General features: G+C 44.7%; 22 protein-coding genes. 10 read left to right on the forward strand and 12 right to left on the reverse strand.

The window, feature by feature from the left end; genetic code table 11:
* Positions 1 to 84 precede the first annotated feature (84 nt).
* From ACFPFU_RS00360 to ACFPFU_RS00370, 3 genes are read right to left on the reverse strand one after another with little or no spacing between them, the layout of a single operon-like run.
* On the reverse strand, positions 85 to 831 hold the full coding sequence (locus ACFPFU_RS00360; protein WP_377060386.1) for an MIP/aquaporin family protein: 747 nt from the start codon (positions 829 to 831) through the stop codon (positions 85 to 87).
* A 3-nt stretch (positions 832 to 834) separates the two neighbouring features.
* Positions 835 to 2,337, reverse strand: a complete 1,503-nt coding sequence (gene glpK / locus ACFPFU_RS00365) for a glycerol kinase GlpK (RefSeq protein ID WP_377060388.1) — start codon at positions 2,335 to 2,337, stop codon at positions 835 to 837.
* Positions 2,338 to 2,346: 9 nt separating this feature from the next.
* Positions 2,347 to 3,909 carry a glycerol-3-phosphate dehydrogenase/oxidase gene (locus ACFPFU_RS00370; protein WP_377060390.1) on the reverse strand — a complete coding sequence of 521 codons (1,563 nt, stop codon included), beginning with the start codon at positions 3,907 to 3,909 and terminating at the stop codon, positions 2,347 to 2,349.
* A gap of 114 nt (positions 3,910 to 4,023) precedes the next feature.
* Between ACFPFU_RS00370 and ACFPFU_RS00375 the strand changes: the two genes are divergently transcribed.
* Positions 4,024 to 4,785 carry a DeoR/GlpR family DNA-binding transcription regulator gene (locus ACFPFU_RS00375; protein ID WP_377060392.1) on the forward strand — a complete coding sequence of 254 codons (762 nt, stop codon included), beginning with the start codon at positions 4,024 to 4,026 and terminating at the stop codon, positions 4,783 to 4,785.
* A gap of 156 nt (positions 4,786 to 4,941) precedes the next feature.
* On the opposite strand, the gene ACFPFU_RS00380 is transcribed toward ACFPFU_RS00375, so the two are convergent.
* The 5 genes from ACFPFU_RS00380 to tilS all read right to left on the reverse strand — a co-directional run bounded on the left by ACFPFU_RS00380 (position 4,942) and on the right by tilS (position 12,351).
* The gene (locus ACFPFU_RS00380; protein WP_377060393.1) at positions 4,942 to 6,609 is read right to left on the reverse strand and encodes a mechanosensitive ion channel family protein; all 1,668 of its coding nucleotides are present in this window, start codon (positions 6,607 to 6,609) and stop codon (positions 4,942 to 4,944) included.
* Positions 6,610 to 6,667: 58 nt separating this feature from the next.
* Positions 6,668 to 9,400 (reverse strand): hypothetical protein, encoded by a 2,733-nt coding sequence (locus tag ACFPFU_RS00385; RefSeq protein ID WP_377060395.1) that lies wholly within the window; start codon positions 9,398 to 9,400, stop codon positions 6,668 to 6,670.
* An 87-nt stretch (positions 9,401 to 9,487) separates the two neighbouring features.
* Positions 9,488 to 10,426 (reverse strand): malate dehydrogenase, encoded by a 939-nt coding sequence (gene mdh, locus ACFPFU_RS00390; protein WP_377060397.1) that lies wholly within the window; start codon positions 10,424 to 10,426, stop codon positions 9,488 to 9,490.
* Between the two features lie 88 nt (positions 10,427 to 10,514).
* Positions 10,515 to 11,030, reverse strand: coding sequence for a Crp/Fnr family transcriptional regulator (locus ACFPFU_RS00395; RefSeq protein ID WP_377060399.1), 516 nt, complete (start codon positions 11,028 to 11,030; stop codon positions 10,515 to 10,517).
* Positions 11,023 to 12,351 carry a tRNA lysidine(34) synthetase TilS gene (tilS, locus tag ACFPFU_RS00400; protein ID WP_377060400.1) on the reverse strand — a complete coding sequence of 443 codons (1,329 nt, stop codon included), beginning with the start codon at positions 12,349 to 12,351 and terminating at the stop codon, positions 11,023 to 11,025. The genes ACFPFU_RS00395 and tilS overlap by 8 nt, the downstream gene beginning before the upstream one ends.
* 49 nt (positions 12,352 to 12,400) lie before the next feature.
* Between tilS and ACFPFU_RS00405 the strand changes: the two genes are divergently transcribed.
* From ACFPFU_RS00405 to ACFPFU_RS00445, 9 genes are all read left to right on the forward strand, one after another.
* Entirely contained in the window at positions 12,401 to 14,017 is a 1,617-nt protein-coding gene (locus ACFPFU_RS00405; protein ID WP_377060402.1) for an OstA-like protein, read from the forward strand.
* Positions 14,018 to 14,218: 201 nt separating this feature from the next.
* On the forward strand, positions 14,219 to 14,932 hold the full coding sequence (locus ACFPFU_RS00410) for a T9SS type A sorting domain-containing protein (RefSeq protein ID WP_377060404.1): 714 nt from the start codon (positions 14,219 to 14,221) through the stop codon (positions 14,930 to 14,932).
* Positions 14,933 to 15,012: 80 nt separating this feature from the next.
* Positions 15,013 to 15,936, forward strand: a complete 924-nt coding sequence (locus tag ACFPFU_RS00415) for an outer membrane protein assembly factor BamD (RefSeq protein ID WP_377060406.1) — start codon at positions 15,013 to 15,015, stop codon at positions 15,934 to 15,936.
* 21 nt (positions 15,937 to 15,957) lie between these two features.
* The gene (locus ACFPFU_RS00420; protein ID WP_377060408.1) at positions 15,958 to 16,275 is read left to right on the forward strand and encodes a DNA-directed RNA polymerase subunit omega; all 318 of its coding nucleotides are present in this window, start codon (positions 15,958 to 15,960) and stop codon (positions 16,273 to 16,275) included.
* 2 nt (positions 16,276 to 16,277) lie between these two features.
* On the forward strand, positions 16,278 to 17,495 hold the full coding sequence (gene coaBC / locus ACFPFU_RS00425; RefSeq protein WP_377060409.1) for a bifunctional phosphopantothenoylcysteine decarboxylase/phosphopantothenate--cysteine ligase CoaBC: 1,218 nt from the start codon (positions 16,278 to 16,280) through the stop codon (positions 17,493 to 17,495).
* Positions 17,496 to 17,570: 75 nt separating this feature from the next.
* Positions 17,571 to 18,470, forward strand: a complete 900-nt coding sequence (gene porD / locus ACFPFU_RS00430) for a type IX secretion system protein PorD (protein WP_377061377.1) — start codon at positions 17,571 to 17,573, stop codon at positions 18,468 to 18,470.
* 47 nt (positions 18,471 to 18,517) lie between these two features.
* Positions 18,518 to 20,170: a DNA repair protein RecN gene (gene recN, locus ACFPFU_RS00435; protein ID WP_377060411.1), complete on the forward strand. Its 1,653-nt coding sequence runs from the start codon at positions 18,518 to 18,520 to the stop codon at positions 20,168 to 20,170.
* 96 nt (positions 20,171 to 20,266) lie between these two features.
* On the forward strand, positions 20,267 to 21,088 hold the full coding sequence (locus ACFPFU_RS00440; RefSeq protein ID WP_377060413.1) for an enoyl-ACP reductase FabI: 822 nt from the start codon (positions 20,267 to 20,269) through the stop codon (positions 21,086 to 21,088).
* A gap of 77 nt (positions 21,089 to 21,165) precedes the next feature.
* Complete coding sequence (locus ACFPFU_RS00445) at positions 21,166 to 21,663, forward strand: FKBP-type peptidyl-prolyl cis-trans isomerase (protein WP_377060415.1); 498 nt, start codon at positions 21,166 to 21,168, stop codon at positions 21,661 to 21,663.
* A 9-nt stretch (positions 21,664 to 21,672) separates the two neighbouring features.
* Here the strand turns inward: ACFPFU_RS00445 and ACFPFU_RS00450 are convergent, their stop codons facing one another.
* Genes ACFPFU_RS00450 through ispG form a run of 4 tightly spaced genes read right to left on the reverse strand, consistent with a single transcriptional unit; the run spans position 21,673 to position 25,225 of the window.
* Complete coding sequence (locus ACFPFU_RS00450) at positions 21,673 to 22,638, reverse strand: ABC transporter ATP-binding protein (RefSeq protein ID WP_377060417.1); 966 nt, start codon at positions 22,636 to 22,638, stop codon at positions 21,673 to 21,675.
* The gene (locus ACFPFU_RS00455; protein ID WP_377060419.1) at positions 22,635 to 22,985 is read right to left on the reverse strand and encodes an MmcQ/YjbR family DNA-binding protein; all 351 of its coding nucleotides are present in this window, start codon (positions 22,983 to 22,985) and stop codon (positions 22,635 to 22,637) included. The genes ACFPFU_RS00450 and ACFPFU_RS00455 overlap by 4 nt, the downstream gene beginning before the upstream one ends.
* A gap of 22 nt (positions 22,986 to 23,007) precedes the next feature.
* Entirely contained in the window at positions 23,008 to 23,196 is a 189-nt protein-coding gene (locus ACFPFU_RS00460) for a DUF6728 family protein (RefSeq protein WP_377060421.1), read from the reverse strand.
* A 43-nt stretch (positions 23,197 to 23,239) separates the two neighbouring features.
* On the reverse strand, positions 23,240 to 25,225 hold the full coding sequence (gene ispG / locus ACFPFU_RS00465; RefSeq protein ID WP_377060423.1) for a (E)-4-hydroxy-3-methylbut-2-enyl-diphosphate synthase: 1,986 nt from the start codon (positions 25,223 to 25,225) through the stop codon (positions 23,240 to 23,242).
* Between the last annotated feature and the right edge of the window lies 1 nt (position 25,226).

The following is a 25,226-nucleotide window of genomic DNA, read 5'->3' on the forward strand; positions in this document are numbered from 1 at the left end:
CGAAGTTATTATCCTTTCTTTGGGAAAATGGTATGATTGCGCCTGCCAAGCCAACACCCGCAGAAGCCAGACCTATAACCGGTTTTATACTATTCCACCTGCCCCAAGAAGCAGGTATACGCCGGCCGCCAGTGCCGCACCTAAGATCGGACCCAGTATGGGCACCCAGCTATAATCCCAGTTACTACTCCCTTTTCCTTTTATCGGCAAAAGCTGATGCATCAGGCGTGGACCAAGGTCCCTTGCGGGATTGATGGCATAGCCGGTGGTACCCCCCAAGGCCAAACCTATTACCCATACCAAAAAAGCGACCGGCAAAGCCCCCAGCGACCCCAGGCCTATGGGGGTGCCCGTACCGTCTTCGATCATAGGATCGGTTGAATAAAGAATGACAATAATCAAAACCGATGTACCTACTATTTCAGAAATAAGGTTAGAAGGTGTGTTTCTGATGGCAGGTACCGTGCCGAAGGGCGCAAACTTCAGCCCCGGATCCTCAGTGACATCAAAATGGTCTTTATAAACCAACCAAGCCACCCCGGAACCAAACATGGCCCCAAGCACCTGGGCCAGCACATATTTGGGAACCATCGCCCATTCAAAATCGCCGGAAATTGCCAAACCCACACTGACGGCCGGATTCAAATGGGCTCCGCTGTATGGACCAGCTACCACTACTCCGATAAAGACACCCAAGGCCCACGCCGTGGTGATAACAATCCAGCCGGAATTATTGCCCTTTGTTTTGTTCAGGACTACATTGGCCACTACCCCGGAGCCCATCGCCAAAAGCAAGGATGTCCCTACAAATTCTGCTACAAAAATGTTCATGATTTATTCCGTTAACCAATTAAGTGTTCTTTCTACTGCTTTATGCCAAAAGTGCAGCAGCCTGTTGATTTCATGCTCATCCGCCTTCGGTTCAAAAGTTTTATCGGCTTTCCACAGATTCCTGATTTCCTCCTCGCTGTTCCAGTATCCCACAGCAAGGCCCGCCAAATAAGCCGCTCCAAGTGCCGTGGTTTCTGTGATCTGGGGCCTTTTTATAACACACCGGCTTAAATCAGCCTGGAATTGCATCAAAAAATCATTAGCGGCAGCACCTCCATCCACCCTCATTTCTTCGGTGGCTTCCCCGGCATCTTTTTCCATAGCCTTCAGGACGTCATAGACCTGATAAGCAATGGCCTCCAGCGCCGCCCTGACCATATGGGCACGGGTAGTCCCCCTGGTAATGCCAAAGAACGTACCCCGGGCGTCCTGGTCCCAATACGGAGCTCCCAGCCCTGTCAATGCAGGAACAAAATATACCCCATCGTTATCTTTCAGTCCAGCGGCCATCTCCTTACTGTCAGAAGCATCTTTTATGATGGAAACACCATCCCTCAGCCACTGTATGGCGGCGCCGCCTATAAATACACTTCCCTCCAGCGCGTAGTCTACTTTATCCCCGATCTGCCAGGCAATGGTGGTCAACAGCTTATTCCTTGACTTGACCGGCTTATCCCCGGTATTCATTACCAAAAAGCAGCCGGTACCATAGGTGGTTTTGGCCATGCCAGGGCGGGTGCATAATTGACCGAAAAGTGCCGCTTGTTGATCGCCCGCAATGCCTGCAATCGGAATTTTGGCCGACAACAGGTTTCCGGAGGTGGTACAGTAGACCTCGCTGCTGGATCTCACTTCCGGTAAAATTGATGCTGGAATTTCAAAAAGGGTCAACAAATCCTCATCCCAACAGCGCTCGTGTATGTTAAATACCATCGTTCTGCTGGCGTTCGTAATATCGGTGAGGTGTTCCTTGCCTCCTGTCATTTTCCATATCAGCCAGCTATCCACGGTTCCAAAACACACTTCGCCCCTATCGGCTTTTTCTCTGGCACCCTCCACGTTATCCAATATCCACTTGATTTTGGTGGCGGAAAAATACGCATCGATTACCAACCCCGTTTTTTCGCTGACCAGGTTTACATGTCCCTTTTCCTTTAATTCATTGCAGTAAGCTGAGGTACGGCGATCCTGCCATACAATGGCGTTATACAGAGGTTCACTGGTATTTCTGTCCCAAAGTATGGTGGTTTCCCGCTGATTCGTAATGCCTATCCCTGCAATTTGATGGGGACTGATATTGGCCTTCGTAATCGCCTCTGTTGCTACTGTGGCTTGTGTAGACCATATTTCCTTCGGATCATGCTCCACCCAACCGGTATGGGGAAAAATCTGTTCAAAATCCTTTTGGGCGATGGCCATTATATGGCCGTTTTTATCAAAAATAATCGCTCTGGAACTGGTGGTCCCTTGGTCCAGGGCCATGATGAATTGGTTATTTTGGCTCATGGGTGTTCGTCAATCAATTAAATATTTCTTCGCTAATTTATTAAATTCCTCTAATTCTGACGCTATCCAGGTTTTATCTTTACCTAATTCAGCCGCCATGAGTTCAGCCACCTCTTCTGCCATGGCCATGGCAGCGCATGCATCCAAAAGCAATATCCTTATTCTTCTGGACAAAAAATCCTCTACCCTCTGGGCCATCTCCTCCCTCACCGCCCATATCACCTCACCCCTGGTATAGGGATAGTCCGGATGGAGTGGCTTTGCAAGGTCAGGGCACTCTTTTTGAAGATCCAATACCTTCTGTGCGTCCGAACCATAGACCCTCATATGTCCCTCAGGAGCTTGGTTGGTATGTCCGTGAAGTTTTAAATCTGCGGACCGACTGCCGGTATTTTTAAGTTTGTGTAAACTGAAATGCTTATCCACGGTGTCCTCGCCCATTTTTCTAAAAGTAGTCCACTTTCCTCCTGTCAGGGTTATCAGGTTACTATCTGACACCAGCACTTTATGACTTCTCGAAATCTCTTTTGTTTTTGTACTTCCTTCTTTAGGGGCAGCCAGTGGACGAAGTCCGGCAAAAACCGAAAGCACATCCTCCCTTGTAGGTTTTTGTAAAAGAAACTGTCCGGCAGTATCGAGGATAAAATCTATCTCGGAGGCCAAAGGCCTGGGTTCCAACTTAGGCTTTTTCCTCAGCGTATCAGTAGTTCCCACCACCAGTTTCCCCTGCCAGGGAACAGCAAAAAGCACCCGGCCGTCGGAAGTCTGCGGAATCATCAGCGCATCCTTGCCTCCCAAGAAGGCCCTATCCAAAACCAGATGTACTCCCTGGCTGGGCTGTATCATTTTTTCAGCGTCCGGATGGTCCATTTTCAAAATTTTGTCGGCAAAAACGCCAGTGGCATTGATGACAGATCTGGCTTTAACCCGGTAATTGCGTCTATTGATCAAATCCCGGAAGACAAGGCCGTCAATCTTCCTTTTCTCATTTTTGGTCAGTTTATTGACCCTGGCATAATTCAGTATGCATCCCCCCATCTCATTACATGTCAGGGCAATCATTACCGCTAACCTGGCATCATCAAATTGGCCATCATGGTAAACTATCCCTCCCCTTAGCCCGTCTCTTTTTACCGCCGGAAGCCGATTGATCGTTTCTTCTTTTGAGATAAACCGCGATTTTCCTAACCTCAAACTCCCCGCCATCCAGTCATATATTTTTAGTCCCAAGGAATATTTCCATCTGTCGAATACCGAATACACAGGTATGATAAAAGGTTGGTTTTCTGTAAGGTGCGGCGCGTTTCGCAACAACCGGCCTCTCTCTTTCAGGGCTTCCAAAACCAACCCGATTTCCCCTTGAGCCAGGTACCGTACACCACCGTGTACCAATTTGGTGCTTCTGCTGGATGTGCCTTTGGCAAAATCCGCTTTCTCCAGAAGAAGCACTTTTAGCCCCCGGGACAGGCCGTCCAAAGCAACACCAAGCCCGGAAGCCCCTCCCCCTATTACTGCCAAATCCCATACCTGATCAGGATCACCAACAAATTTCAGGTTTTCATTTCTATCCATTATTTCCTAATTCTGCTACTAAAGTAATACAAAAAGAAACAAAAAGTAATCAAAAGGAAATAAAATTATTTCCATCTATTTACTTTGGTAAATATTTCTTAATTTGAAAAGCAAATGGTAATCGCGGAAAGACATAAATATATACTGGACAAATTGCAGCGGGCCGGATATGTTAGCGTGGCCGAGCTCAGCAAAGAGATGAACGTCACGATGGTGACCGTGCGTAAAGACCTGAAGATATTGGAGGACAAAGGTTTGCTTTACCGTACGCATGGCAGTGCGACACCGGTGGCCCCCTACGTCAACGACCGTTCGGTTAATGAAAAAAAACTGGTGAATGTAGAAGAGAAACAGGCAATCGCCAAAGAGGCCGCCTCGATGTTAAAAGAAAATGAAGCGATCATCATTGGCTCGGGCACTACGGTTGTGGCATTTGCACAGGCTATCCCTAAAAATTTTCCGCTCACCGTACTGACGGGGGCCATGAACGTGACCATGACCTTAGTGGACTATCCAAACGTGGAACTGGTACAATTGGGAGGGGTGGTCCGGAAAAGCAGCAGTTCGGTAGTAGGTCATTTTGCCGAAGAAATGGTCAGGGATTTTGCCTGTAGCAAGCTGTTTCTCAGTGTGGATGGTATTGATCCGGACTTTGGATTAACCACCTCTAATATGATGGAGGCGCATTTAAATTCCAAAATGATCCAGGCAGTCCAAAAAACCATCATCCTGGCTGATTCCAGCAAATTCGGGAAAAAAGGATTTGGGAAAATTGCCTCCCTGGAAGACATTGATATCATTATTTCCGACAAGGCCCTTTCCCCTCATTACGTAAGCACCTTGGAAGAAAAGGGTATAGAAGTCTTTTTGGTGTAATCCTCGCAGACAACAGGGATGAGAATAATTTGGCTGAAATTACGATTTGGGAAACGATTCGATGATCTGGATCATTTCATGAAATCCTTATCAATCAGGGGAATGGGTGGACATAAGATTGGCCTGTTAACAAGGAAATCCATCCTTGACTTGACATTAGGCCTTTCCGGATTCTCCGCTGATAAACTGCTGCAACCGCTTTTCATAAACGGCTTTCCCGTCTTCATATATGGGGGTAAGCCCCTTTTTCTCCGGGAAATTCTCCATATGCAAGGTCTGCGTGGGAAACGCAAACCGAACCCCAAGCTGATTGGCCAGGCGGATGATGGACAGCAACAGGTCCTCTCTCGCCTTCAACTCCTCAGGCCAAGTTGGAACCTCGAAAAACACATAGAACATCACATCAAGGCTGTATGCAGAAAGGTTATTCAGGTAAATGTTATAATAATCCTTTCTGGTTTGGGAATGGTTCTTGACCACTTCTCTCAATCCCTCCACAAACACCTCTATCAGCTCCGGAGGCGTATCATAAGTAATCGTAATCTGGGTGTAAAAACGCCTGTATTTCCGTAACCCGTGATTGTCTATGGTGGCGTCCGCAATTTTTCCGTTTGGGATGTACATCAGGGAATTACGGAAAGTACGCACCCTGGTCGAACGGAACCCCACTTCCTCCACCGTGCCATCGACATCCCCACTGGTGATCCAGTCACCTACCTGAAAAGGCTTATCAATAAAGATCATGACCGATCCAAAAAAGTTTTTGATGGTATCCTGCGCCGCCAGTGCAAATGCCAGCCCCCCAATGGAGAGCCCCGTCAGAAACGGCACAATGTCTACCCTTAGTCCATACTTAAGGATAAATAACGACCCAACGACAATCACAAATGCCTTAAGCGTTTTTCTTACCAAAGGTACCAGCTGATCATCCAGCGTAGAAGTCGTTCTCTCGGCCATCCTTGCGAGATAAGCAGAAAAAACATCTACCAGTTTGTAAAAAATAATCGTAACAATGAATGGCTTAGCGGCATTCAACAGAATGGTGATCCAGGAGACCACGGTTATAGGAAGCTGTAATACCCTAACAAAAATCGCCAGCAGCGACACAATAATATAAATGCTGACTACTCTGGCCACCGGCAACAGGTATTTCTCGGCCACATGTCCGTAGCCAGCCTTCGTAAGCATATAATAAATTCCTCTATCCACAATGAACGTGAATAGTTTGTGACTGGTAATGATGATCAGTATCAAAAAGAAAATGCCCACCAACTGCCAGAAATGCAGCCCAAAGTAAACCCGGTTTCCAAGTTTAGGCAGCAAATTCAAGAGCCGCGCCGTTCCGAAAGGGTAGGTTTCCTGGTGAAGCGCCTCAATTTGATTCACGGTAAATCCCGAAAACTTCCACTGATCCCCAACCTTTTCCAAAAAAATGGCCGGTAACGCAAGCTCATCGAAGAAATACAAATGTTGGTTATTCCGTAGCGTATCTCTGAAATCCGGATCATTAGGCACTTCATTTATCCGCACATAAATTCCCCTGCCGTCAAAAATCTGCTTCAGTTTTATCGCTGCTGATTCGGCGTTAAAATACCGGTCCTGTCCTCTCAAATTAAGTGTTTGAGCCGCGATTTCCGGATGATAGTGTTCTTCACTTAAGTTATAAAAAAAAGTAAGGGTAGCATGATAAGGGGTACTCAGGTTGTTGTGATCGCTGGTATCCAAAGCCGCCGGGGGGGAGACATCAAAGAATTGGGCATGCAGAGGTCCCGCAGCCAGTCCCAAAAAGATATATATTAAAAACTTAAACGTATGTACTCCCATTTTTTCGAAATATTAATTGCCGCGCTAAGGTAAAAATTTATCCCTCTATCTGCCAGTTTTACAAGGGCAATCTATATTCGGAAAGCCGGTTTTCATGAACCGCCATAATGGTATATTCGTTTCTGCTTCCCGAATAACTGATCCATATGCTTTTCCCGGAATTCAATGGCACCTGGTTGATTAAGGCGCCGCTGCCATCATATAAATAGGTAAATTCCTGGATCTTATCGATTACTACAAATATCCTGTTATCGGCACCAAATGAAAAAAACTGAAATTCCAGATCGTCTGTTGACATATTTTTTTCGAACACGATTTCTTCTCTTCGGTCAAGAACCGTCAGTTTGTTGAATTCTTCTATTACGAATGTAAAACGGAGCCCGTTTTGATCCTTCACCAGCCTGAACCTGGTGTCCTTATCGGGCCTCAGTAACTGGTTTCGATAGGTCAACTCCCCTTTAAAGTTGGCTTTTACTACCTCTCCTGCATCGTTCAACGTTACGATTCTGGACGATGTGGAAACCTCCTCTTCCTCCAATGCATATTCAGAAGAAAGTGATTCTCCCAAACGGACAGCACTTCCTGTCCTGGATTCACCTTTCCTATTCCATAAAGCCAAATTACCGTTTTTATGGAGTGACACCATATAGTCCCCCAAGGAGGGGATCCGGTGGTGAGAGGGTTTTACGGACAAAGGGCCGGATGTAGGTCTCGGGTCCCATCCATCCAAAAGGCTCCCATATTGGTCATAAACATAGAGATTGCCAAGACTGTCAGCCAGAAAATACCTGTAATCCTTCGTGTTGTCATAATCCACCAAATCAAAAAACTCCAGCCGGCCTTCTCCCCTGAACCGTATAGGGTAACCGGGCAATAGATCCCCAAACCTGTCAAAAGCATATATGCCGTTGCCGGTAGCGAAAACCAGTTGTAATTTGTTATTCTTGTAATAATCAATTTGATAAACTTGTCCCAACATTCTTTCCCCTAAGAAATAAGAGAAGACAACTTCCCCTTCGCTGCTCACTAAGTGAATACCCAGGTCTTCGTCCTGGATGAGATATTCTGTACTTCGGTCATTAAAATTTTGAAGGGCCACAGGCGCGCTGATGATGGGTTTATCAAACGAGGTAGCCCGGATTTCATTCAATTGAAGGGCCTTTCCGGGGAGTTGAGGGCCTAATTCATATTCGAATGCAGCATTTAGCTTGACCTTTCCATTTTCGGGAATCATGCCAAAAGAAAAAAGCTTAAAAGACTGAAACAACGGAGCATATTTTTGAAAAAGAGAAGTCCACGAAGCCGCGCTATTGGCCGAAAGGGTAGTATAAAACTTTTCGTTGTTGATCAACACATGATAGGGAAACTCACGGTCCAGTGCATCCAATCTTTTTTTCTGGGCCAGGGATTTGCCCCATGTATTGTCATTGTATATGTCATCTATAAAATTCTTGATGGCCCTGATGCTGTTGGCCAATACCAGTGTATTGTCCACTACCGTAATATAAGTATTTGAAAATCCCGAGAAATTCCCCTCAAACAAATAGGCTGGAAACTCCTCCGCTGTCATTAAAAAAATTTCATGACCAAGATACATTTCCCGAAACAGTTGAGAGGTTTCCCCCTGGTGCTGCTTTATACTGAAATTCCATAAAAATCCCCTTGATTTAAGTGCATCCGTACTTTTCAGCAACAACACTTTATTCATATTGCCCGTGGAGAAGTCTTCTTCGGTAAGCAAAGCAATTTCACCGGAAAGCGTGCTGAAAAACGCTTCAACCGCAAACTCCTCTTCCAGCTCTGCCTTAACCGTGGATCTTGCTTCAAAAGCTTTGTTGACAGGAAACTTAAAATCAGTCAGATTATCTATCAGGTACTGATGAAGCACAGCAGTTCTGTTGCTGATTTGATTGGCAAATACGGTTTTATTGAACTTTCTTCCAACCTTGCTTGTAAAACCTGCTTCTCCATCCACAAACAAATCCCCCCTCAACAATACTGAAGTGTCTGTAAAACCCGGCAGTAAGTTGGCTGAAAAGCCGTTGTCAGACAGTTCTCTCACCAGTACGTCCCCCTTTTCCGAAGAAACAGCATCAACCAACCCTGCAAATCCATTTCCAGTGATCCTCAATATCCCACTTCCTGAGGGCTGGGGCTGATGTTTATACAGGTGAGGGAATCCCTCCCTGAAGCTTTTCAATTCACCGGACATGCCATAACGGATGCCGTCTTCCACCAAAAATGAAGCATAACTGCCTATCAACACGTTTTTATACACCGCATAGGTAAAGGTTTTGCCATGGCTGGTACGGGGTGTGGATTCATAAATAGTGACGCCGCTGTAGTTTCTGGTTTTGACATTTACCTGCCCACCCATCCGGGTTTCCATATCCTTAAGAAACTCCAAAAAACCTTTATCCTGAAAAGTTACGGAGAACAAAAAACCGTATTCTTCTCTGCCGACGGGGTGCAGGGATACCGTGAATTTATGTCCTTTGAATGCTTTATCCAGGTTTCCGGATTTCCCGGCCAGACTGTCCAGATGGATCAACTGGGCTTCCAATGCCTTTAAGGCAGGCAATTCGGTCAATCTACTCCAAATCGGCTGGTTCACCAGTTGGTTCCATACGCTGACCGGTTCGTAGGTCTCGAAGACAAACACCGCATTGGCAGACACCAGGTCTGCGCCATCCACTTTGGCCTGCAAAACATCAGTCCTGAAAACCAGGTATGCTGCGACAAGCAAAACCAGCACCAACATTATCCCAAGGACATTTTTTAGTTGACCCACTGCCTCATTTTTTTAAACCAACGAAAGTATACAAAAAAATCCCAATAAATATTGGGATTTTTTTCAATGATTCGGATCTATAATGTTTTAATTGCTCCCGATTTTTTCCAATACGGCCATTACTTCCTTCACATGAGAGCGGGATACTTCCAACAACTCTTTTTCTTCCGCATTCAGGTCCAGTTCAATGACTTTTTCCACACCGTTTTTGCCCAATATCACCGGCACGCCCAAATAGCAATCGTCAATGCCATATTCACCGTCCAGTTTTATACAGACGGGGAACACCCTTTTTTGGTTTTTGATGATGGCTTCCACCATCTGGGCAGCGGCAGATCCCGGTGCATACCACGCTGAAGTCCCCATCAATTTGACAAGTTCCCCGCCACCGAACTTAGTCCTTTCGATAATGGCATCCAGTTTATCTTTTTCGATCAACTCCGTAACGGGTATACCTCCTACTGTGGTATATCTTGGCAGGGGCACCATGGTATCTCCATGTCCGCCCATGAGTATGGCCTGGATTTCCTTGGGAGAAATGTCCAACGCCTCTGCAAGAAATGCCCTGTATCTTGCGGTATCCAAAATACCCGCCATACCGATCACCTTGGTACGGGGCATATTGGAAGTAATATGTGCCTGATAAGTCATCACATCCAGTGGATTTGAAACCACCACGATGATCGCTTCGGGAGAATATTTAACCACATTCTCAGTAACCGATTTGACGATGCCGGCATTGGTCTCGATCAGATCGTCTCTGGTCATACCGGGTTTTCTGGGCAGGCCCGAGGTGATCACCACCACATCAGAACCCGCTGTCTTACTGTAATCATTGGTACTTCCTATCGTCCTGCTGTCGTAGACATTGATAGGGGCTTTTTGCCAAATGTCCAATGCTTTACCTTCGGCAATACCTTCCTTAATATCTATTAAAACTATTTCTTCAGCAATTTCCCTGTAAGCCAATACGTCAGCGCAGGTAGCCCCTACGTTTCCGGCTCCCACTACGGTTACTTTAGTCATGATTTATAATCGGTTTAGATTGAATGTTTTTTTCAAAATTTGCGCTAAGATATTAAAGAAAGGCCTTTTTATGAAGCAAACCCCCGAATTATTCAAACATTTGGCCGAGATTGAAAAACCCATATGAATTCAGATAAGAGGAAAACAAACGGTTATTATTCTGGTTGTAAAATTCAGCCAGAGAAGTCATCATTTTGGCCTGTATTTTCGGGTTATTTTTAAAAATTTCCAATATAGCATAATTGGGTATGACCCATAGCCATGCCTCTTCCGACTGGACAATGGCCGTATAGATGCGTTTTGATCCTTCAAGCATGGAATTTTCCCCAAAGGCCCCGCTGGATCTCAAAGTAATGATGGACTCAAAATTGGATTTGATATCGATGTTGAGCGAAACTTCACCTTTTTCAAGAATATAAAGTGCCTGACTGGGATCATTTCTGAAAAAGATGACTTCGTTCTTTTCATATTTTCTCCGGTGTATCGCGGGCAAAAACACCGACAATTCCGAGTACCTCAGCCGCTCAAAAAACTTGATCTTCGACAAAAACTTAAACTGTTCCAATTCCGACTGAGAATAGGTTTTTCTAAATGGATTATACATTTTCAGCTTTTTTAATATACAGAACAGAACGGGTGGCGCCGCTGACCTTGAACCTGTCATCGAGTCTGTAGCCTATTACCCAAACCACATTCTCCCCGGAACACAACACTTTCACACTTCTCTTCTCTATCAATGGCACCTTCAAATCTATCAAAAAATCACTTAATTTTTTAAAGTTCTTCATCCCCAATGGACAAAACTTATCCCCTTCCCGCCAGCCCCTCACCAGCAAAGGAAAATCCAAAAGGTCTTTATCAATCATTGCGTTCTCTACCGATCTGTCAATATCCTGTGGCAAGGGTATGGTCAGCATGATATATTTTGATTCACCCAACTCAAACCCAATATCGTATTTCTCCAACGGGATATCCCCTGTTTCCTCTTTTCCGGGCCCTAGGATAAACCGGTCTCTGTCAAGATTCAGAATGTACCGGTCAGAAATAAAAAGCTTTCCGGATTCCTGCCTGAGTTTGGAACGCATCATGTCCTTCACCTGCATATAACTGAACCCCCTCGGTTTAAGCCAGTAGTACAACAATGACTTCTGGCCGGAAAGGCCTTCAATATCCTGATAACACAAGTATTCAAACCCTTTTTCTTCTTTCACATACTCTTTCTTCCATTTCTGAAAAAGGGAAGAAAAAGCTTTTCCGGTATCCTTGATCCGGCTGAACCCCTCATGCAAAATATCCCCCGATTTAGGGTCCAATTCATGCAGAAGCGGAATAATGCGATGCCTCAGAAAGTTTCTTTTGTAGTCGTCTTTTTCATTGCTGCTGTCCTCCCTCCATGTCAATTCCTCTTTTTTCACAAAATCGGCAATCTCTTTCCGGGTAAACGGCAACAGGGGCCGGATAAACCCTTCCCTTATGTCTGCCATCCCGTAGACACCCTCTATTCCTGTGCCTCTCAAAAGGTTCAACAATACCGTCTCAACCTGATCATCGGCATGGTGGGCGAGTATTACCCCATCGGCAGTATGCTTGTCCATCAGGGCTGAAAACCACGCGTAGCGCAGATCACGCGCCGCCATCTGTACAGACCCCCCCTGCTCAGCCCTGTAAGCTTCCGTGTCAAACCTTTTGACCATGATTTCGACTCCCAGATCAGCGGCCAACTGTCTTACAAATGCCTCGTCGCCTTCACTTTCTTCTCCCCTCAACTGGAAATTACAGTGCACCATACCAAAGCCAAAGCCTGCACGTTCCAACAAATGGGCCAAGGCAACACTGTCGATCCCCCCGCTTACAGCCAACAAATAATACGCGTTGACATCCAATATTTTATTTTCACGTACATGATGTATAAATTTCTCCAACATAAATCAAAAATACCATTTTATATTAATTTTGCCTCGCAAATTCATTAGGATGATCAAAGTCACACCCATATTCATTCCCCTGTATTTCTGGCTCATCTGCTCCCCTCTTTTGGCCCAGTCCGCGCAAAACCAGGACAACCGGCTGGAAATCCTGCAGGCGGAGAGCCTGTTAGGGGGAAAAGGCTTTGACAGGTTGATCGATGATGTGATCATGAAACACCAGAATTCCTTGATTTACTGTGATTCTGCCCATTTTTACGGACAGAAAAACCTGGCCAAATTATTTGGGCGGGTAAAAATAGTGGATCAGGAAGACCCTGTGACCGTCACCAGCTTCTATGCGGAATATAACGGCAACACGCAAATCGCCAAACTCAGAAACGACGTGGTGTTTGTGAATAAAGAAACCACCTTGTATACGGATTTTTTAGACTACAACAGAGAAAACGGCGAGGCCAATTACTTCAACTCCGGCAAAGTAGTGGACAGCACCAACGTCCTGACCAGTGAAAAAGGGCTGTACCAAACCCAAATCGAGAAAATCACCTTTACAGAACAGGTGGTGTTGGAAAACCCAGATTATACCTTAAAATCCAACGTGCTCTATTATTTCACCATACCCAAAACTGCGGAAACAGAAGGTATTACCAACATCCAATCCAAGGAGGGCAATAAATTAAATGCCAGGAGGGGGAGTTTCTACGATACTGAGAACAAACTCTTCAGGTTTTATGACGGAGATGTGGAAACAGAAACCAGCAAAGTATATGGTGAAATCCTTTTTTACGATGAATTGGCCCAGTATTATGAAGCGATAGAAAATGTAAGTATTTATCATAAAGAAAGGGACGTTGAGGTCTTCGGAGAGGAAGGGAAATATTGGGAAGACAAACAATTTTCCAAAGTGTATGGAAATGCCCTGGTCAGGAGATATTTTGAATTGGATACCCTTTATATGATTGCCGATACTTTGATCACTCAAGACAGCGAGGACCCGGAAAACCGGTACATGCTGGCTTTTCCTGATATGAGAATGATTAAATCCGAACTGGCAGGAAGATCGGACTCCATGGCCTACCGTTATGCGGATTCCACCATCTACCTGTTTGGGGATCCGGTGTTGTGGAACAACGCGAGCCAAATAACAGCAGACAGCATTAATTTCCTTATCGTAAATCAGGAAATCGACAGGACTTATTTAAAAGACAACGCCTTTGCGATCACGAAAGACACCTTGTCTAATTTCAATCAGATAAAAGGCCGAAAAATGACCGGTTTCTTTGTGGAGGGTCAGATGAGCAAACTGGATGTGGAGGGCAACGGGGAGTCCCTGTATTTCGCCCTTGAAAACGACACTACCTTCAAAGGCTTAAACAAACTGTTGTGCGGGCGGATCATTATGCATTTCAGCGAAGGCCGGGCCACTAAAATCAGCCACTCCATCAAACCCGAGGCTTCATTCACCCCTCCCCATATGATCAAAGATGATCAGCAAAGATTAAAAGGTTTTGTCTGGAGAGAAGAAGAGCGCCCTACCATGCTGACGATCAATGACTGGAGGACTCCTAAAAAAAGGGAAGAGGACGAATTTAATTTCTTCGATATCCCGGATGTATCCCTGCCTTATCCTGATGAAGACCAGATAAAAAACGAACTGGAGAAATAAGGCTGACGCCGAAAACGACGCCCATTTTTAATAAATCCGTTTGACGGTAAACAAAGAGAAACGAATGAACAAATAAAAAATTTTGCGAAACTTAACATATTTTAACCCTTCTATGCACCAAAACTGGAACCAATTTGGTATTTTTATACGTATATAATAACAGCAATAAATAAAAATTCAGGCTTATCGATTTAATTTTACATGAAGACTTTACTTTTACTGATCATGCCGCTCGTCTTCCTGACCCAGCACATCACTGAGGCAAGGCAAGTGCGCGTTTTGAGCGAGAAAGTAGAGTTCAATGGAAAAATCAACACGTCACAAAGGAAGTCCCTTATTTTGCAGAACGATTCAGATCAAACCAAAGAATATTTCTTACGTTACCTGAGAGGCAATATCGGTTCATCCCAAAGGATGAAGATCTGCTTGGGAGACATTTGTTATGATCCTAAAAAAGATCTTTCTAAAATCAAGATCAAGTTGGAGCCAGGAGAGGTTTATACCGATCTTTATATTGAGTTTGATTTGGGCATTATAGAAACCAGGGGCACTTTTGATCTCCATTTCTTCAATACGGACAGTGCCAGAGATGCCTTCTTGGTAGAAGGAATATACAATGTGAGTTCAGATGCAAGCGGAGAGGAAGTCACCCACAAAGACATCGACATCGGCGGTGTTTACCCCAATCCAAGCAGCAGAACCGCCCAACTGGACTACAAAATCAAAAACCCCAATGCCAATGCCAGAATAGTAGTCAACAGCTTTATCGGCAATCCTATATATGATTTCAATCTGGACCCCAATCAAACCACCTTGGTGATCACGGTCAGCGACCTGAACCCGGGTGTATATTTTTATACATTGATTGTCGATAATAAAAATATCATCACCAAAAAACTCGTTGTAAAGAGGTAAGATTCTATACTCTTGAAACCCTTTGGTCGGGATATTCTTGATAACAAACAAATTATCCTATATATTTGCAGGTCAAAATTATGAAGATAAGTAGCTATATCGTCCTATTCGTCACTTGTTGTTCGCTCTACGGTTGCGGTGAATTCTATAAACTGGAAAAAAGCACCAACTGGGATGAGTTATATGAGGCAGCCAACAAATACTATGACAAGGGGGACCACAATAAAGCCATCATTCTATATGACCGGGTCCTGCCGGTCATCAGGGGAAGCGGAAAGGCGGAGTTGGCGGAATTTAATTACGCCTATGCCCACTTCAGAACAAAAAGGTACATTGAGTCGGCTGGCTATTTCAAAACTTTTTTTGACACTTATAACCGTTCACCGCTAGCCGAAGAGGCTTTGTTTATGCACGCATATGCATTGTATCTTGATTCTCCGGATTATAATCTAGATCAGAGAAGCAGTAAAGATGCGGTAAATGCCATCCAGCTTTTCATGAACCGTTTCCCTGAGTCGGATTCCTATGAGAGGGCCTTGAGCATGATTGACGACCTTCAGAAAAGATTTGAAGAAAAAGCCTTTCAGGAATCAAAAATGTATTATAAGCTGACCGAGGGCCTCTTCCCGGGGGAATTTTATAGGGCTTGCATCATTAATTTCCAGAATTTCGCCAAATCCTTCCCTGACAGTAAGTACAACGAAGAACTTGCCTTTAAACTCGTAGAAGTAAGTTCTGCGTATGCAGAGAGAAGCGTTTTTGATAAAAAAGAGGAACGACTAAAGCAGTCATTGGAATTCGGGGATGGCTTTTCGAAAAAGTATCCGAACAGCAATTACCTGAAAAAAGTGGATAATATCATTGCTAAAACCAAAACCGAGTTGGATTCCTACTATCAGTTGAAGAACCAATATGAGCAAAGGTCCGCCGAAGCCAGGAGGCTGCTTGAAGAGGAAGAGAGGAACAAAGAAGCCAGCGAGGCCCTGAGAAGCGTAGAAAATTAAAAAAAGAAAATCACATACATTATGGCAGTCAATCCATCCATTATCACCAGAGATCTGGACAAAATCGCTGAAAAATCCGGAAACCTGTACGAATCTATTTATATCATCTCCCAGAGGGCAAAGCAGATTTCTACCAGTATGAAGGAAGAGCTGAACAATAAGCTGTCTGAATTCGCTTCTACGGTAGACAATTTGGAGGAGGTCTTTGAAAACAAAGAACAAATAGAAATCTCCAAATTCTATGAAAGGATGCCAAAGCCGACCACATTGGCCATGGAAGAGTTTATGGAAGACAAAGTGATGTTCAGATATCCTGACGAGGAAGAACAGGAGAAATAATAATGTCCCTGAACGGTAAACGTATTTTGCTGGGGGTAACCGGAGGAATAGCGGCATACAAAGCGGCTCACCTCACAAGACTCCTTGTCAAAGCAGGAGCAGAAGTTAAAGTCATTATGACGGCTTCTGCTCTTGATTTTATTACCCCTCTAACCCTATCCACGCTTTCAAAAAACCCCGTTTACTCCCGGTTTTTCAAGGAGGGAACCGGAGAATGGAACAATCATGTCGAATTGGGTTTATGGGCCGACCTTTTTCTCATTGCACCGCTTACTGCCAACACCTTGGCCAAGCTTGCCCACGGACAAAGTGACGACCTGTTATCGTGTACTTACCTTTCGGCCAAATGTCCTGTGATGGTGGCCCCTGCTATGGATCTTGACATGTACCTCCATCCTACGATCAAGACCAATTTGCTTACCCTCGAAGCACACGGTGTCAGTGTTCTGGATGCAGAAGAGGGGGAACTGGCCAGCGGACTGGTGGGCCAGGGCAGGATGATGGAACCGGAACATATCCTCGACCATGTCAATGCGCTTATTTGTCCTCAGACATCTTTTACAGGAAAAAGTATAATGATCACCGCAGGGCCCACTCAAGAGGCCATCGACCCTGTAAGGTATATCAGCAATCAATCCAGCGGGAAAATGGGTATCGCCCTGGCAGAAGAAGCCGCCCGGAGGGGTGCAGCAGTACATTTGGTGCTGGGCCCCACCCACCTGAAGGCAAATCATCCCAATATCCGCACCATACCTGTCGACACTGCTCTAGAGATGTATAAAGCTGCCCAATCCATCCATGGCAAGATGGATGCAGCAGTGTTTGCAGCTGCGGTAGCAGACTATGCACCTTCTCAGCCTGCTACGGAAAAGTTGAAAAAAACAGATGAGGAACTCCATATATCCCTTAGAAAAAATCCTGACATCGCTTATCTTTTAGGGACCCAAAAAAACGGAAGGCAAATACATGTCGGATTTGCCCTGGAAACTGAACAGGAATCCAAATTCGCCCTGGAAAAACTCCAGAATAAAAATTTTGACTTTATTGTTCTGAACTCATTGAAAGACGAAGGTGCCGGATTCCAAAAAGACACCAATCAAATAACACTTTTTTTTAAGAATAAACCTTCCCTTAAAACCTCAGTCCTTCCAAAAAAAGAAATCGCAGGAATTATTCTGGACGAATTGGGTAGACTTTTAGACACAACAACTAAAGAATAAAACCGTTATATTTACCAGGAGGCTGAGCAAATAAAAGTTATGGTGAATAGGGACATGCATACGAGAAACTGTGGGATGAGGTACATGGTACTTTTGGTATGTATGCTTATTAACTTTCCGGTATTGTCCCAGCAGCTGAATTTCACCGTCACCATCAACAGTGAAAGGGCCAGAACACAGGACAGGGATGTCTTTGACAACATGAAAAGGGCTTTTGAACAGTTTCTCAATGGGAGAAGCTGGACAGAAGATGAATTTAGGCCCGAGGAGAGAATAAAAGGCAACATGCTGATCACCATTAATGATATGCCTCAGGTAGGCGTATTCAATGCCACGGTTCAGGTACAGACAGTCCGCCCCGTATATGGCTCCAATTATGAAAGTCTCATGTTTAATTTCGCGGACCGCAACTGGACGTTTGAATACATCGAATCCCAACCGATGGAATTTAACCGATACGCATTCTTAAACAACATCTCATCACTTCTTGCTTATTATGCGTACATTGCATTGGGTTTGGATTATGATTCCTTTTCGCCCCGGGGCGGCAACCCATACTATGAAATTGCCACGAATATCGTAGCCAATGCCCAGCAGTCATCCAGACCGGGCTGGAACCAAAACCCATCGGACAAACGTAACCGGTATTGGCTTTCCAATGACCTGTATGGTTCACAAGTTTTGGTGCCTATCAGGGATGCGTATTATTTATATCACAGAAGGGGGCTGGATCTGCTGACTTCAAAACCCGAAGAAGGTTATAAAAACATACTGGAAGCCATTAAAAAAGTCTCCGAAGCCAACCAGGTTCAACCTAATAGTATACTGGCTATCAGCTTTATGGATGCCAAATCTGACGAAATCAGCAAGATTCTCAAGACTGCACCTATGGAGATCCGGCAGGAAGCTGTGGAAGTATTGCTAAAAGTTGATCCTAACAATGCCAGAAAATACAATGATATATTGAAAGGATAATTCCCATTTTTGGTTATTTTTGGTCTCCTAAACGAAAAACGCTGCAAATGCTGACCAACCTTAGCATAGGCAATTATGCATTGATTCAAAAATTGGAAATGGAACCCAGTTCCGCCCTCAACATGATTACCGGGGAAACCGGGGCTGGAAAGTCTATTATGTTAGGGGCAGTGGGACTGCTTCTGGGAAACAGATCCGATACCAAATCACTTTTTGACGAGAACAAAAAATGTGTGGTGGAAGGGGTTTTTGATATCCACAATTACGGATTACAGCATTTTTTTGAAGAGGAGGAGCTCGACTACGACCCCATTTGTATCATCCGCAGAGAAATTTCACCTTCCGGTAAATCAAGGGCATTTGTCAACGATACTCCTGTAAAATTGGATACACTCAGGCAGCTCGGGAAAACGCTGATGGATATTCACTCCCAGCATGAGAACCTTTTATTGGGAGCTGCCTCATACCAACTATCCCTTGTCGATGCCTTTGCTCAAACTTCCGGGGAAATAACTGTCTACCAGGAGGCTTTCAGCACATACACTCGGCAGAAAACAGAACTCAAAACGCTGGAAGAGGAAGCAAAGGAGCTTAAAAAAGAAGCGGATTACAACCAGTTTCAACTGGACGAACTCACCTCACTGGCCCCTGAGGAAGGTGAACAAAAATCCTTGGAGAATCAGCAGGAAATCCTGGACCACGCTGAAGACATCAAAGCCAAAATCAACCACATACTTCAGCTCCTGGAGGACGAGCAGACAGGGGCCATGCAATCCCTGACGGCCATACAGCACCATTTCCATTATTTAAGCAGGTTCAGCCTTCAATTTGAAGAGTTAAGCGAACGCTTTCAAAGTGCCTGGATTGAATTAAAAGACATCCGGGATACGTTGGTGCATGAGGACCAAGGCATCGATGTGGATTATGAAAAATTGGAATGGGTCCGGGAGCGCCTAAGCAAGATATATCAGCTGCAAAAAAAACATGGTCTTCAAACCGATGCTGAACTGATCCAATTAAAGGAAGCTCTGGAACGAAAAGTCATCCGGGTAGATCATCTGGATGATCAAATTCAAAAACTGAAGACACAGCTAGCCTCGGCCGAAGAACAGATGATGGAAAAAGGCAAAATCCTTTCCAAAAAAAGGAGCGAATCCTTTAAACCATTCAGCAAAGAAATTGAAACACTGTTGGCTCAGTTGGGTATGGAAAATGCAAGGGTGGAAATCACAAGAAGAGATATCAGTCCCGGCCCATCCGGCCTGGATGAAATCGATATCCTTTTCTCGGCCAACAAAGGCATTGCCCCGCAGCCCATTAAACAGGTAGCCTCCGGGGGAGAGTTTTCCCGGCTGATGTTTGCCGTCAAATTCATCATGGCAGACAAGATGGCGTTACCTACCCTTATATTTGACGAAATTGACACCGGTATTTCAGGGGAGATAGCGCTTCAGATGGTAAAAATGATGCAGCAGATCGCCGCCAATCACCAGGTGATCTGTATCAGCCATCTGCCGCAGGTAGCGGCTAAAGGAGAACGCCATTATTTTGTATACAAAGACAACAGTGCCAGCAAAACCGTGAGTAAAATCAAGCTTTTGACGGAACAGGAAAGACTTTTGGAAATTGCCAAAATGATTTCAGGGTCCAATCCAACAGCCTCCGCCTATGAAAGTGCCAAAGAATTATTGGGCATATGACCTCCACGCATAACCCGATCGAAAAGAGACAAATAAAAAAATTTTAACTAATTTTAGTTAAATTTGCAAAATATTATTAATTGAACAGTGATAATTATGCCCGAAAATCTATTAAAAGGAAAAAAAGGAATTATAACAGGTGCTTTGGATGAAAACTCCATTGCTTGGCAAACTGCTCTTAAAGCAAAAGAACAAGGTGCGCGTTTTGTTTTAACGAATGCACCGATCGCCATGAGAATGGGGGCGATAAAAGAACTGGCGGAAGCGTGCGACACCATCATCATACCTGCTGATGCAACTTCTGTAGAGGATATAGAAAAATTATATGACGAAGCCAAAGAGTATTTAGGAGGAAATTTGGATTTTCTGTTACATTCGATAGGCATGTCTCCCAATGTCCGTAAAGGCAGGGAATATGGAGATCTTAACTACGAATGGGTCCAGAAAGCCTATGATGTTTCAGCCATCTCTTTTCATAAAATGCTGCAGGTCGCGGAGAAAAAAGATTTCCTCAATGAATGGGGGTCTGTCGTGGCCCTGAGTTACATTGCAGCCCAGCGGGCATTTCCTTTTTATAGTGACATGTCGGAAGCCAAAGCTATTCTGGAAAGCATAGCCAGAAACTACGGACTTAGATACGGAAAGATGAAAAAAGTGCGGATCAATACCATTTCCCAATCTCCTACCAAAACCACCGCGGGATCAGGGATTGACGGCTTTAATGATTTCTTTGATTATGCAGATATGGTTTCGCCCTTGGGCAACGCATCAGCCGAAGCCTGTGCTGAGTATATCGTCACGTTGTTTTCGGACTTTACCCGGATGGTCACCATGCAAAACCTGTTCCATGATGGGGGGTATTCCTACACCGGCATATCGCAAGAGGTAATCGACAATTTCGTCAATCATCGATCATAAATAATGTCTGATAACCCCGCAATAAACTGAGCATCAGCGGGGTTATCTATTAACGAACCAGATAGCTTTCACGAAATATGAAAATCGAAAGGAACACGATAGTGGGGCTGACATACGAACTCAGGGTTACCAACGAAGAGCCGGACTCAATCCCTTATAGTGTAGAAGTAAGGGATGGGGATGATCCGTTCTATTTCTTCTATGGAAACAGCGGCCTTCCTGAAATTTTTGAAAAGAAGTTGTTGGGTAAAATAGCAGGTGAAAAATTCAATTTTGTTTTAAAAGTAGATGAGGCCTACGGCAGACCGGATGATGAGCTCATTGTGGCGGTGCCCAAATCACAGTTCTCCAATGACCGCGGGTTCAAACCGGAGATGTTGCAGGAGGGAAATTTCCTCCCTTTGGTAGATGAAAGTGGATCCCCTATGCAGGCAAAAGTAGTCAAAGACTTGGGGGAAGAGATCCTTCTTGATTTTAATCACCCGTTGACGGGCATGAATCTCCATTTTGAGGGCGAGGTATATAATATAAGAAAAGCCACTGAAAACGAGATTAAAAACGGTTTTGTGGGATGATCCTTATTTTCAGTTATGCAATTGGATGATGTGGCTTTTTTTCCAATCCAAAAAGACCTGTTCATTCAACGCATAATTCCTGGTATAATCCTCTACCTGCCATATAAGGTCCATATCATTGAATTTTATGGCCAATAGATTGTATTGAGGAAAAAATTTTCGAAGCGCCACCCTGCCGCTGAATTTCCCGTCCTTTTTATCCAGTCGAACGGCCGTGGGTCTAATAAAATCAGAAAAAGTACCGGGTATCGGGTTTAAATGGCTGAATAAGCCTGCCACATAGGCATTTTCAGGACTTTCATAAATTTCCATGGGTGACCCTATACGCAATGCCCGGCCTTTGTTCATCACGCAAAGCTTGTCGGTAAGCCATAAAGCATCTTGGAGATCATGGGTAACTAATAATACCGTAACCCGGATTTCCCTGAAAGTCAATGCCAACTCTTCCATTAATTCTCTTTTTTGCATGGGATCCAGGGAACTGAATGGCTCATCAAGCAGCAACACCTCCGGCTCGAGGCTCAATGCTCTGGCGATAGCTACCTTTTGCTGCTGGCCCCCGGACAACTCCCGCGGATAACGGTTTCTTAAATGCTTCATTCCAAATGTTTCTAAGAGAAATTCCACCCTCTCATGAGCATAGCCCTTATTGTACTGTAGCAAAGGCCTTCTGATGTTCTCTTCAACGGTTGAGTTAGGGTACAATCCATAATCTTGCCGTACCAGCTGGATTTCGTCATATCCCGGGACCAATTTTTTAGCCGGGTTTAACACCTTGTCCCCTGCTAGATAAACTTCGCCACTGTCCTGAATTTCAAGCCCGGCGATGACCTTTAGCAGGGTACTTTTTCCTGACCCACTTTCGCCCACCACTCCTAACCGCTCTCCTTTATCTATTTGCAGAGAAAAATCCTCCAGTGCCACCGCTTCTTTATCAAAACGCTTATAAAGCCCTTTTATCTCTAAATAACTCATGAAAGTATCTGAGTTTTAATTTTTTTGGAAAGACTGTTAAACACCAACGCATAGGAATGATCGACAAGCTCCAGTATCAACTTATCCGGAACACTTCCATTGAAATAGACGGTGTTCCAATGCTTTTTATTCATGTGGTAGCCCGGCACGATCCCTTCATATTTTTCCCTTAGAATGACAGCCTCCACGGGATCACATTTCAGATTTACGCTTTCAAAAAGATAGATGTCAATAATGGCATAAATTTTTCCTCCCACTCTGAAACATAATGTGTTTTCATCAAATGGGGTGTCCTCTGTGCTTCCCGGTCTGGAAAGGCAATAGTCCCTAAAAAAATCAATGGTCATCGGCGAGGGCTTTGGGTGATAATTATACCAGACGCCTGATAATCCATAAGATCAGAGCTGCGAGAAACACGAGTATGGATATTCTGTTAATGCCATGCATCATTCTCAAGTTGAAATTGGACTTTTGGTCAGGGTCCAGTTTCCTGAACACCCTTATAAAATATCCCCCAACTTCACCCAACTGGAAAAACTCCTTTATTTTATTTGACATAATCTATGCTTGTATTATTCAGTTCTTGACTACTCCTCATGGCTCAGTCTGTTACATCCGGTTCGATCCATTGGCCATCCTGCCTTATAATCTCAATCAATTCGTCTACGGCCTTTTCCGATGGAACAGCTCTTTTTACCACTTCTTTTCCTTTGTATAAGGTGATTTTCCCTTTCCCGGAACCTACATATCCATAATCCGCATCAGCCATCTCACCCGGACCATTGACGATACATCCCATTATGCCAATTTTAACGCCCTTCAGGTGATCGGTCCTTTTTCTGATCATTGCGGTGGTTTCCTGGAGGTCAAACAGCGTCCTGCCACAGGATGGACAACTGATATATTCTGTTTTGGACATTCTTGTTCTTGCAGCCTGCAGCACACCAAAACTTACAGAGTTATGTAACTTTATCTGGTTTAACGTACTGGTGTTATTTTCCAACTTCTGCTTGTCCGTCCCTATCATGACACCGTCTCCTAATCCGTCAATCAGTAATCCTCCCACATCGGTAGCGGTGTACAGCATCGTCTTGTCCTGATCCGTGATATCATAGGCTACTTTGGTGATAACGGGGAGTTCTACACCCGCTTGGAGCAATGTGACATAAGCCCTTCTCAACGCGGCCATGAGGTGCTCGTTGTCGCTTTCTAATATAAGGACCAGATCATTTCTCCCTTTTACCAACGGCAATACATTTTCTATCTCTACATCTTTTACAAGAAGAAAATTCATTTTGGGGTGAAAATCATTTCGAAGGGTGAAATCCCGGACCCGAAAAAGCGGGTATTTATTTTTTTTGTCTTCCTGATCCCGCCATATCTGATAGTTCTGGATTTCTTTCAGGCCATTTGGCAACATAAATGGAATGGGATGGTTCCCTGTATACACATAATCACAACCCAAGTCATTCATTTTCCATTTATCCAGCTCGGGCAAATAGAAATGGCCCACATTTTTCAGGTCGCTTTCCCGGATACTTTCCAGGGTTGAGAGGTCCGTAATGACCCTTGGCACGTTGCTATTCCCAAAATTCTCCACTTCAATTGTACTCCTTTTATTATATTCAAAGGGGTTTATGGGATAATCCGTGATGGGAGGGATTCCTGAAATTTCGGGCCTCTTCCGATAACGGTCCACTAACGTGCGCACCACCGGCGATTCAAATTCGGGATCCTCGGTGAGCGATACCCTCACGGTGTCGCCCAGCCCATCCTCCAAAAGCGTTCCAATACCTACGGCGGATTTGACCCTTCCGTCCTCACCATCGCCAGCCTCTGTCACCCCCAAATGTAAGGGATAAGGTCTAAAACCTCCTTCATCCAATTTCCGGACCAATAATCTGTATGCCTGTACCATCACTTGGGTATTGGATGACTTCATGGATATGACGATATCATGGTAATTTTCATCCTCGCAAATCCGCAAAAACTCCAACGCGGATTCCACCATACCTATTGGGGTATCGCCATAGCGGCTCATTATCCTGTCAGAAAGAGAACCGTGGTTAGTGCCAATACGCATGGCTGTCCCTTCTTCTTTACAAATCTTCACCAATGGAAGAAACCGGTCCCGGAGTCTTTCCAACTCCGCCTGATAACTTGCGTCCGTATATTCAAATACCTCAAACTTCTTTTTATCCGCATAGTTGCCGGGATTGATCCTGACTTTCTCCACTATGCGGGCTGCCACTTCCGCAGCATTGGGAGTAAAATGGATGTCCGCCACCAGTGGCGCGTAATACCCTCTTTTCTTAAGCCCATCCTTAATCTTCCGGAGGTTTTCAGCTTCTTTGATACTAGGTGCGGTAATCCTGAGCAATTCACAGCCACTCTCGATCATCCTGATGCACTGCTCGATGGAACCCTGGGTATCCATGGTATCCACTGTAGTCATGGACTGCACCACAATAGGATTGTCACCGCCTATAAGGATATCCCCCACCTTCACAGGAATGGTTTTCCTTCGGGAATATTCAGTCAGGCTGTTGCAATATTTGCTTTTTGCTATAAGGGTTTTCAACTCCATT

The organism is Negadavirga shengliensis (assembly GCF_042652345.1).
GTDB classification, from domain to species: domain Bacteria; phylum Bacteroidota; class Bacteroidia; order Cytophagales; family Cyclobacteriaceae; genus Negadavirga; species Negadavirga shengliensis.

What these genes read in the sequence shown, in the direction of transcription:
- porD (WP_377061377.1), top strand. Translation starts at nt 17,571, where the DNA reads ATGAGGTACATGGTACTTTTGGTATGTATGCTTATTAACTTTCCGGTA.
- mdh (WP_377060397.1), bottom strand. Translation starts at nt 10,426, where the DNA reads ATGACTAAAGTAACCGTAGTGGGAGCCGGAAACGTAGGGGCTACCTGC.
- recN (WP_377060411.1), top strand. Translation starts at nt 18,518, where the DNA reads ATGCTGACCAACCTTAGCATAGGCAATTATGCATTGATTCAAAAATTG.
- ACFPFU_RS00360 (WP_377060386.1), bottom strand. Translation starts at nt 831, where the DNA reads ATGAACATTTTTGTAGCAGAATTTGTAGGGACATCCTTGCTTTTGGCG.
- ACFPFU_RS00405 (WP_377060402.1), top strand. Translation starts at nt 12,401, where the DNA reads ATGATCAAAGTCACACCCATATTCATTCCCCTGTATTTCTGGCTCATC.
- ACFPFU_RS00415 (WP_377060406.1), top strand. Translation starts at nt 15,013, where the DNA reads ATGAAGATAAGTAGCTATATCGTCCTATTCGTCACTTGTTGTTCGCTC.
- ACFPFU_RS00445 (WP_377060415.1), top strand. Translation starts at nt 21,166, where the DNA reads ATGAAAATCGAAAGGAACACGATAGTGGGGCTGACATACGAACTCAGG.
- ACFPFU_RS00410 (WP_377060404.1), top strand. Translation starts at nt 14,219, where the DNA reads ATGAAGACTTTACTTTTACTGATCATGCCGCTCGTCTTCCTGACCCAG.
- ACFPFU_RS00380 (WP_377060393.1), bottom strand. Translation starts at nt 6,609, where the DNA reads ATGGGAGTACATACGTTTAAGTTTTTAATATATATCTTTTTGGGACTG.
- ACFPFU_RS00375 (WP_377060392.1), top strand. Translation starts at nt 4,024, where the DNA reads ATGGTAATCGCGGAAAGACATAAATATATACTGGACAAATTGCAGCGG.
- ACFPFU_RS00440 (WP_377060413.1), top strand. Translation starts at nt 20,267, where the DNA reads ATGCCCGAAAATCTATTAAAAGGAAAAAAAGGAATTATAACAGGTGCT.
- ACFPFU_RS00455 (WP_377060419.1), bottom strand. Translation starts at nt 22,985, where the DNA reads ATGACCATTGATTTTTTTAGGGACTATTGCCTTTCCAGACCGGGAAGC.
- tilS (WP_377060400.1), bottom strand. Translation starts at nt 12,351, where the DNA reads ATGTTGGAGAAATTTATACATCATGTACGTGAAAATAAAATATTGGAT.
- glpK (WP_377060388.1), bottom strand. Translation starts at nt 2,337, where the DNA reads ATGAGCCAAAATAACCAATTCATCATGGCCCTGGACCAAGGGACCACC.
- ACFPFU_RS00450 (WP_377060417.1), bottom strand. Translation starts at nt 22,638, where the DNA reads ATGAGTTATTTAGAGATAAAAGGGCTTTATAAGCGTTTTGATAAAGAA.
- ispG (WP_377060423.1), bottom strand. Translation starts at nt 25,225, where the DNA reads ATGGAGTTGAAAACCCTTATAGCAAAAAGCAAATATTGCAACAGCCTG.
- ACFPFU_RS00460 (WP_377060421.1), bottom strand. Translation starts at nt 23,196, where the DNA reads ATGTCAAATAAAATAAAGGAGTTTTTCCAGTTGGGTGAAGTTGGGGGA.
- ACFPFU_RS00370 (WP_377060390.1), bottom strand. Translation starts at nt 3,909, where the DNA reads ATGGATAGAAATGAAAACCTGAAATTTGTTGGTGATCCTGATCAGGTA.
- ACFPFU_RS00420 (WP_377060408.1), top strand. Translation starts at nt 15,958, where the DNA reads ATGGCAGTCAATCCATCCATTATCACCAGAGATCTGGACAAAATCGCT.
- coaBC (WP_377060409.1), top strand. Translation starts at nt 16,278, where the DNA reads ATGTCCCTGAACGGTAAACGTATTTTGCTGGGGGTAACCGGAGGAATA.
- ACFPFU_RS00395 (WP_377060399.1), bottom strand. Translation starts at nt 11,030, where the DNA reads ATGTATAATCCATTTAGAAAAACCTATTCTCAGTCGGAATTGGAACAG.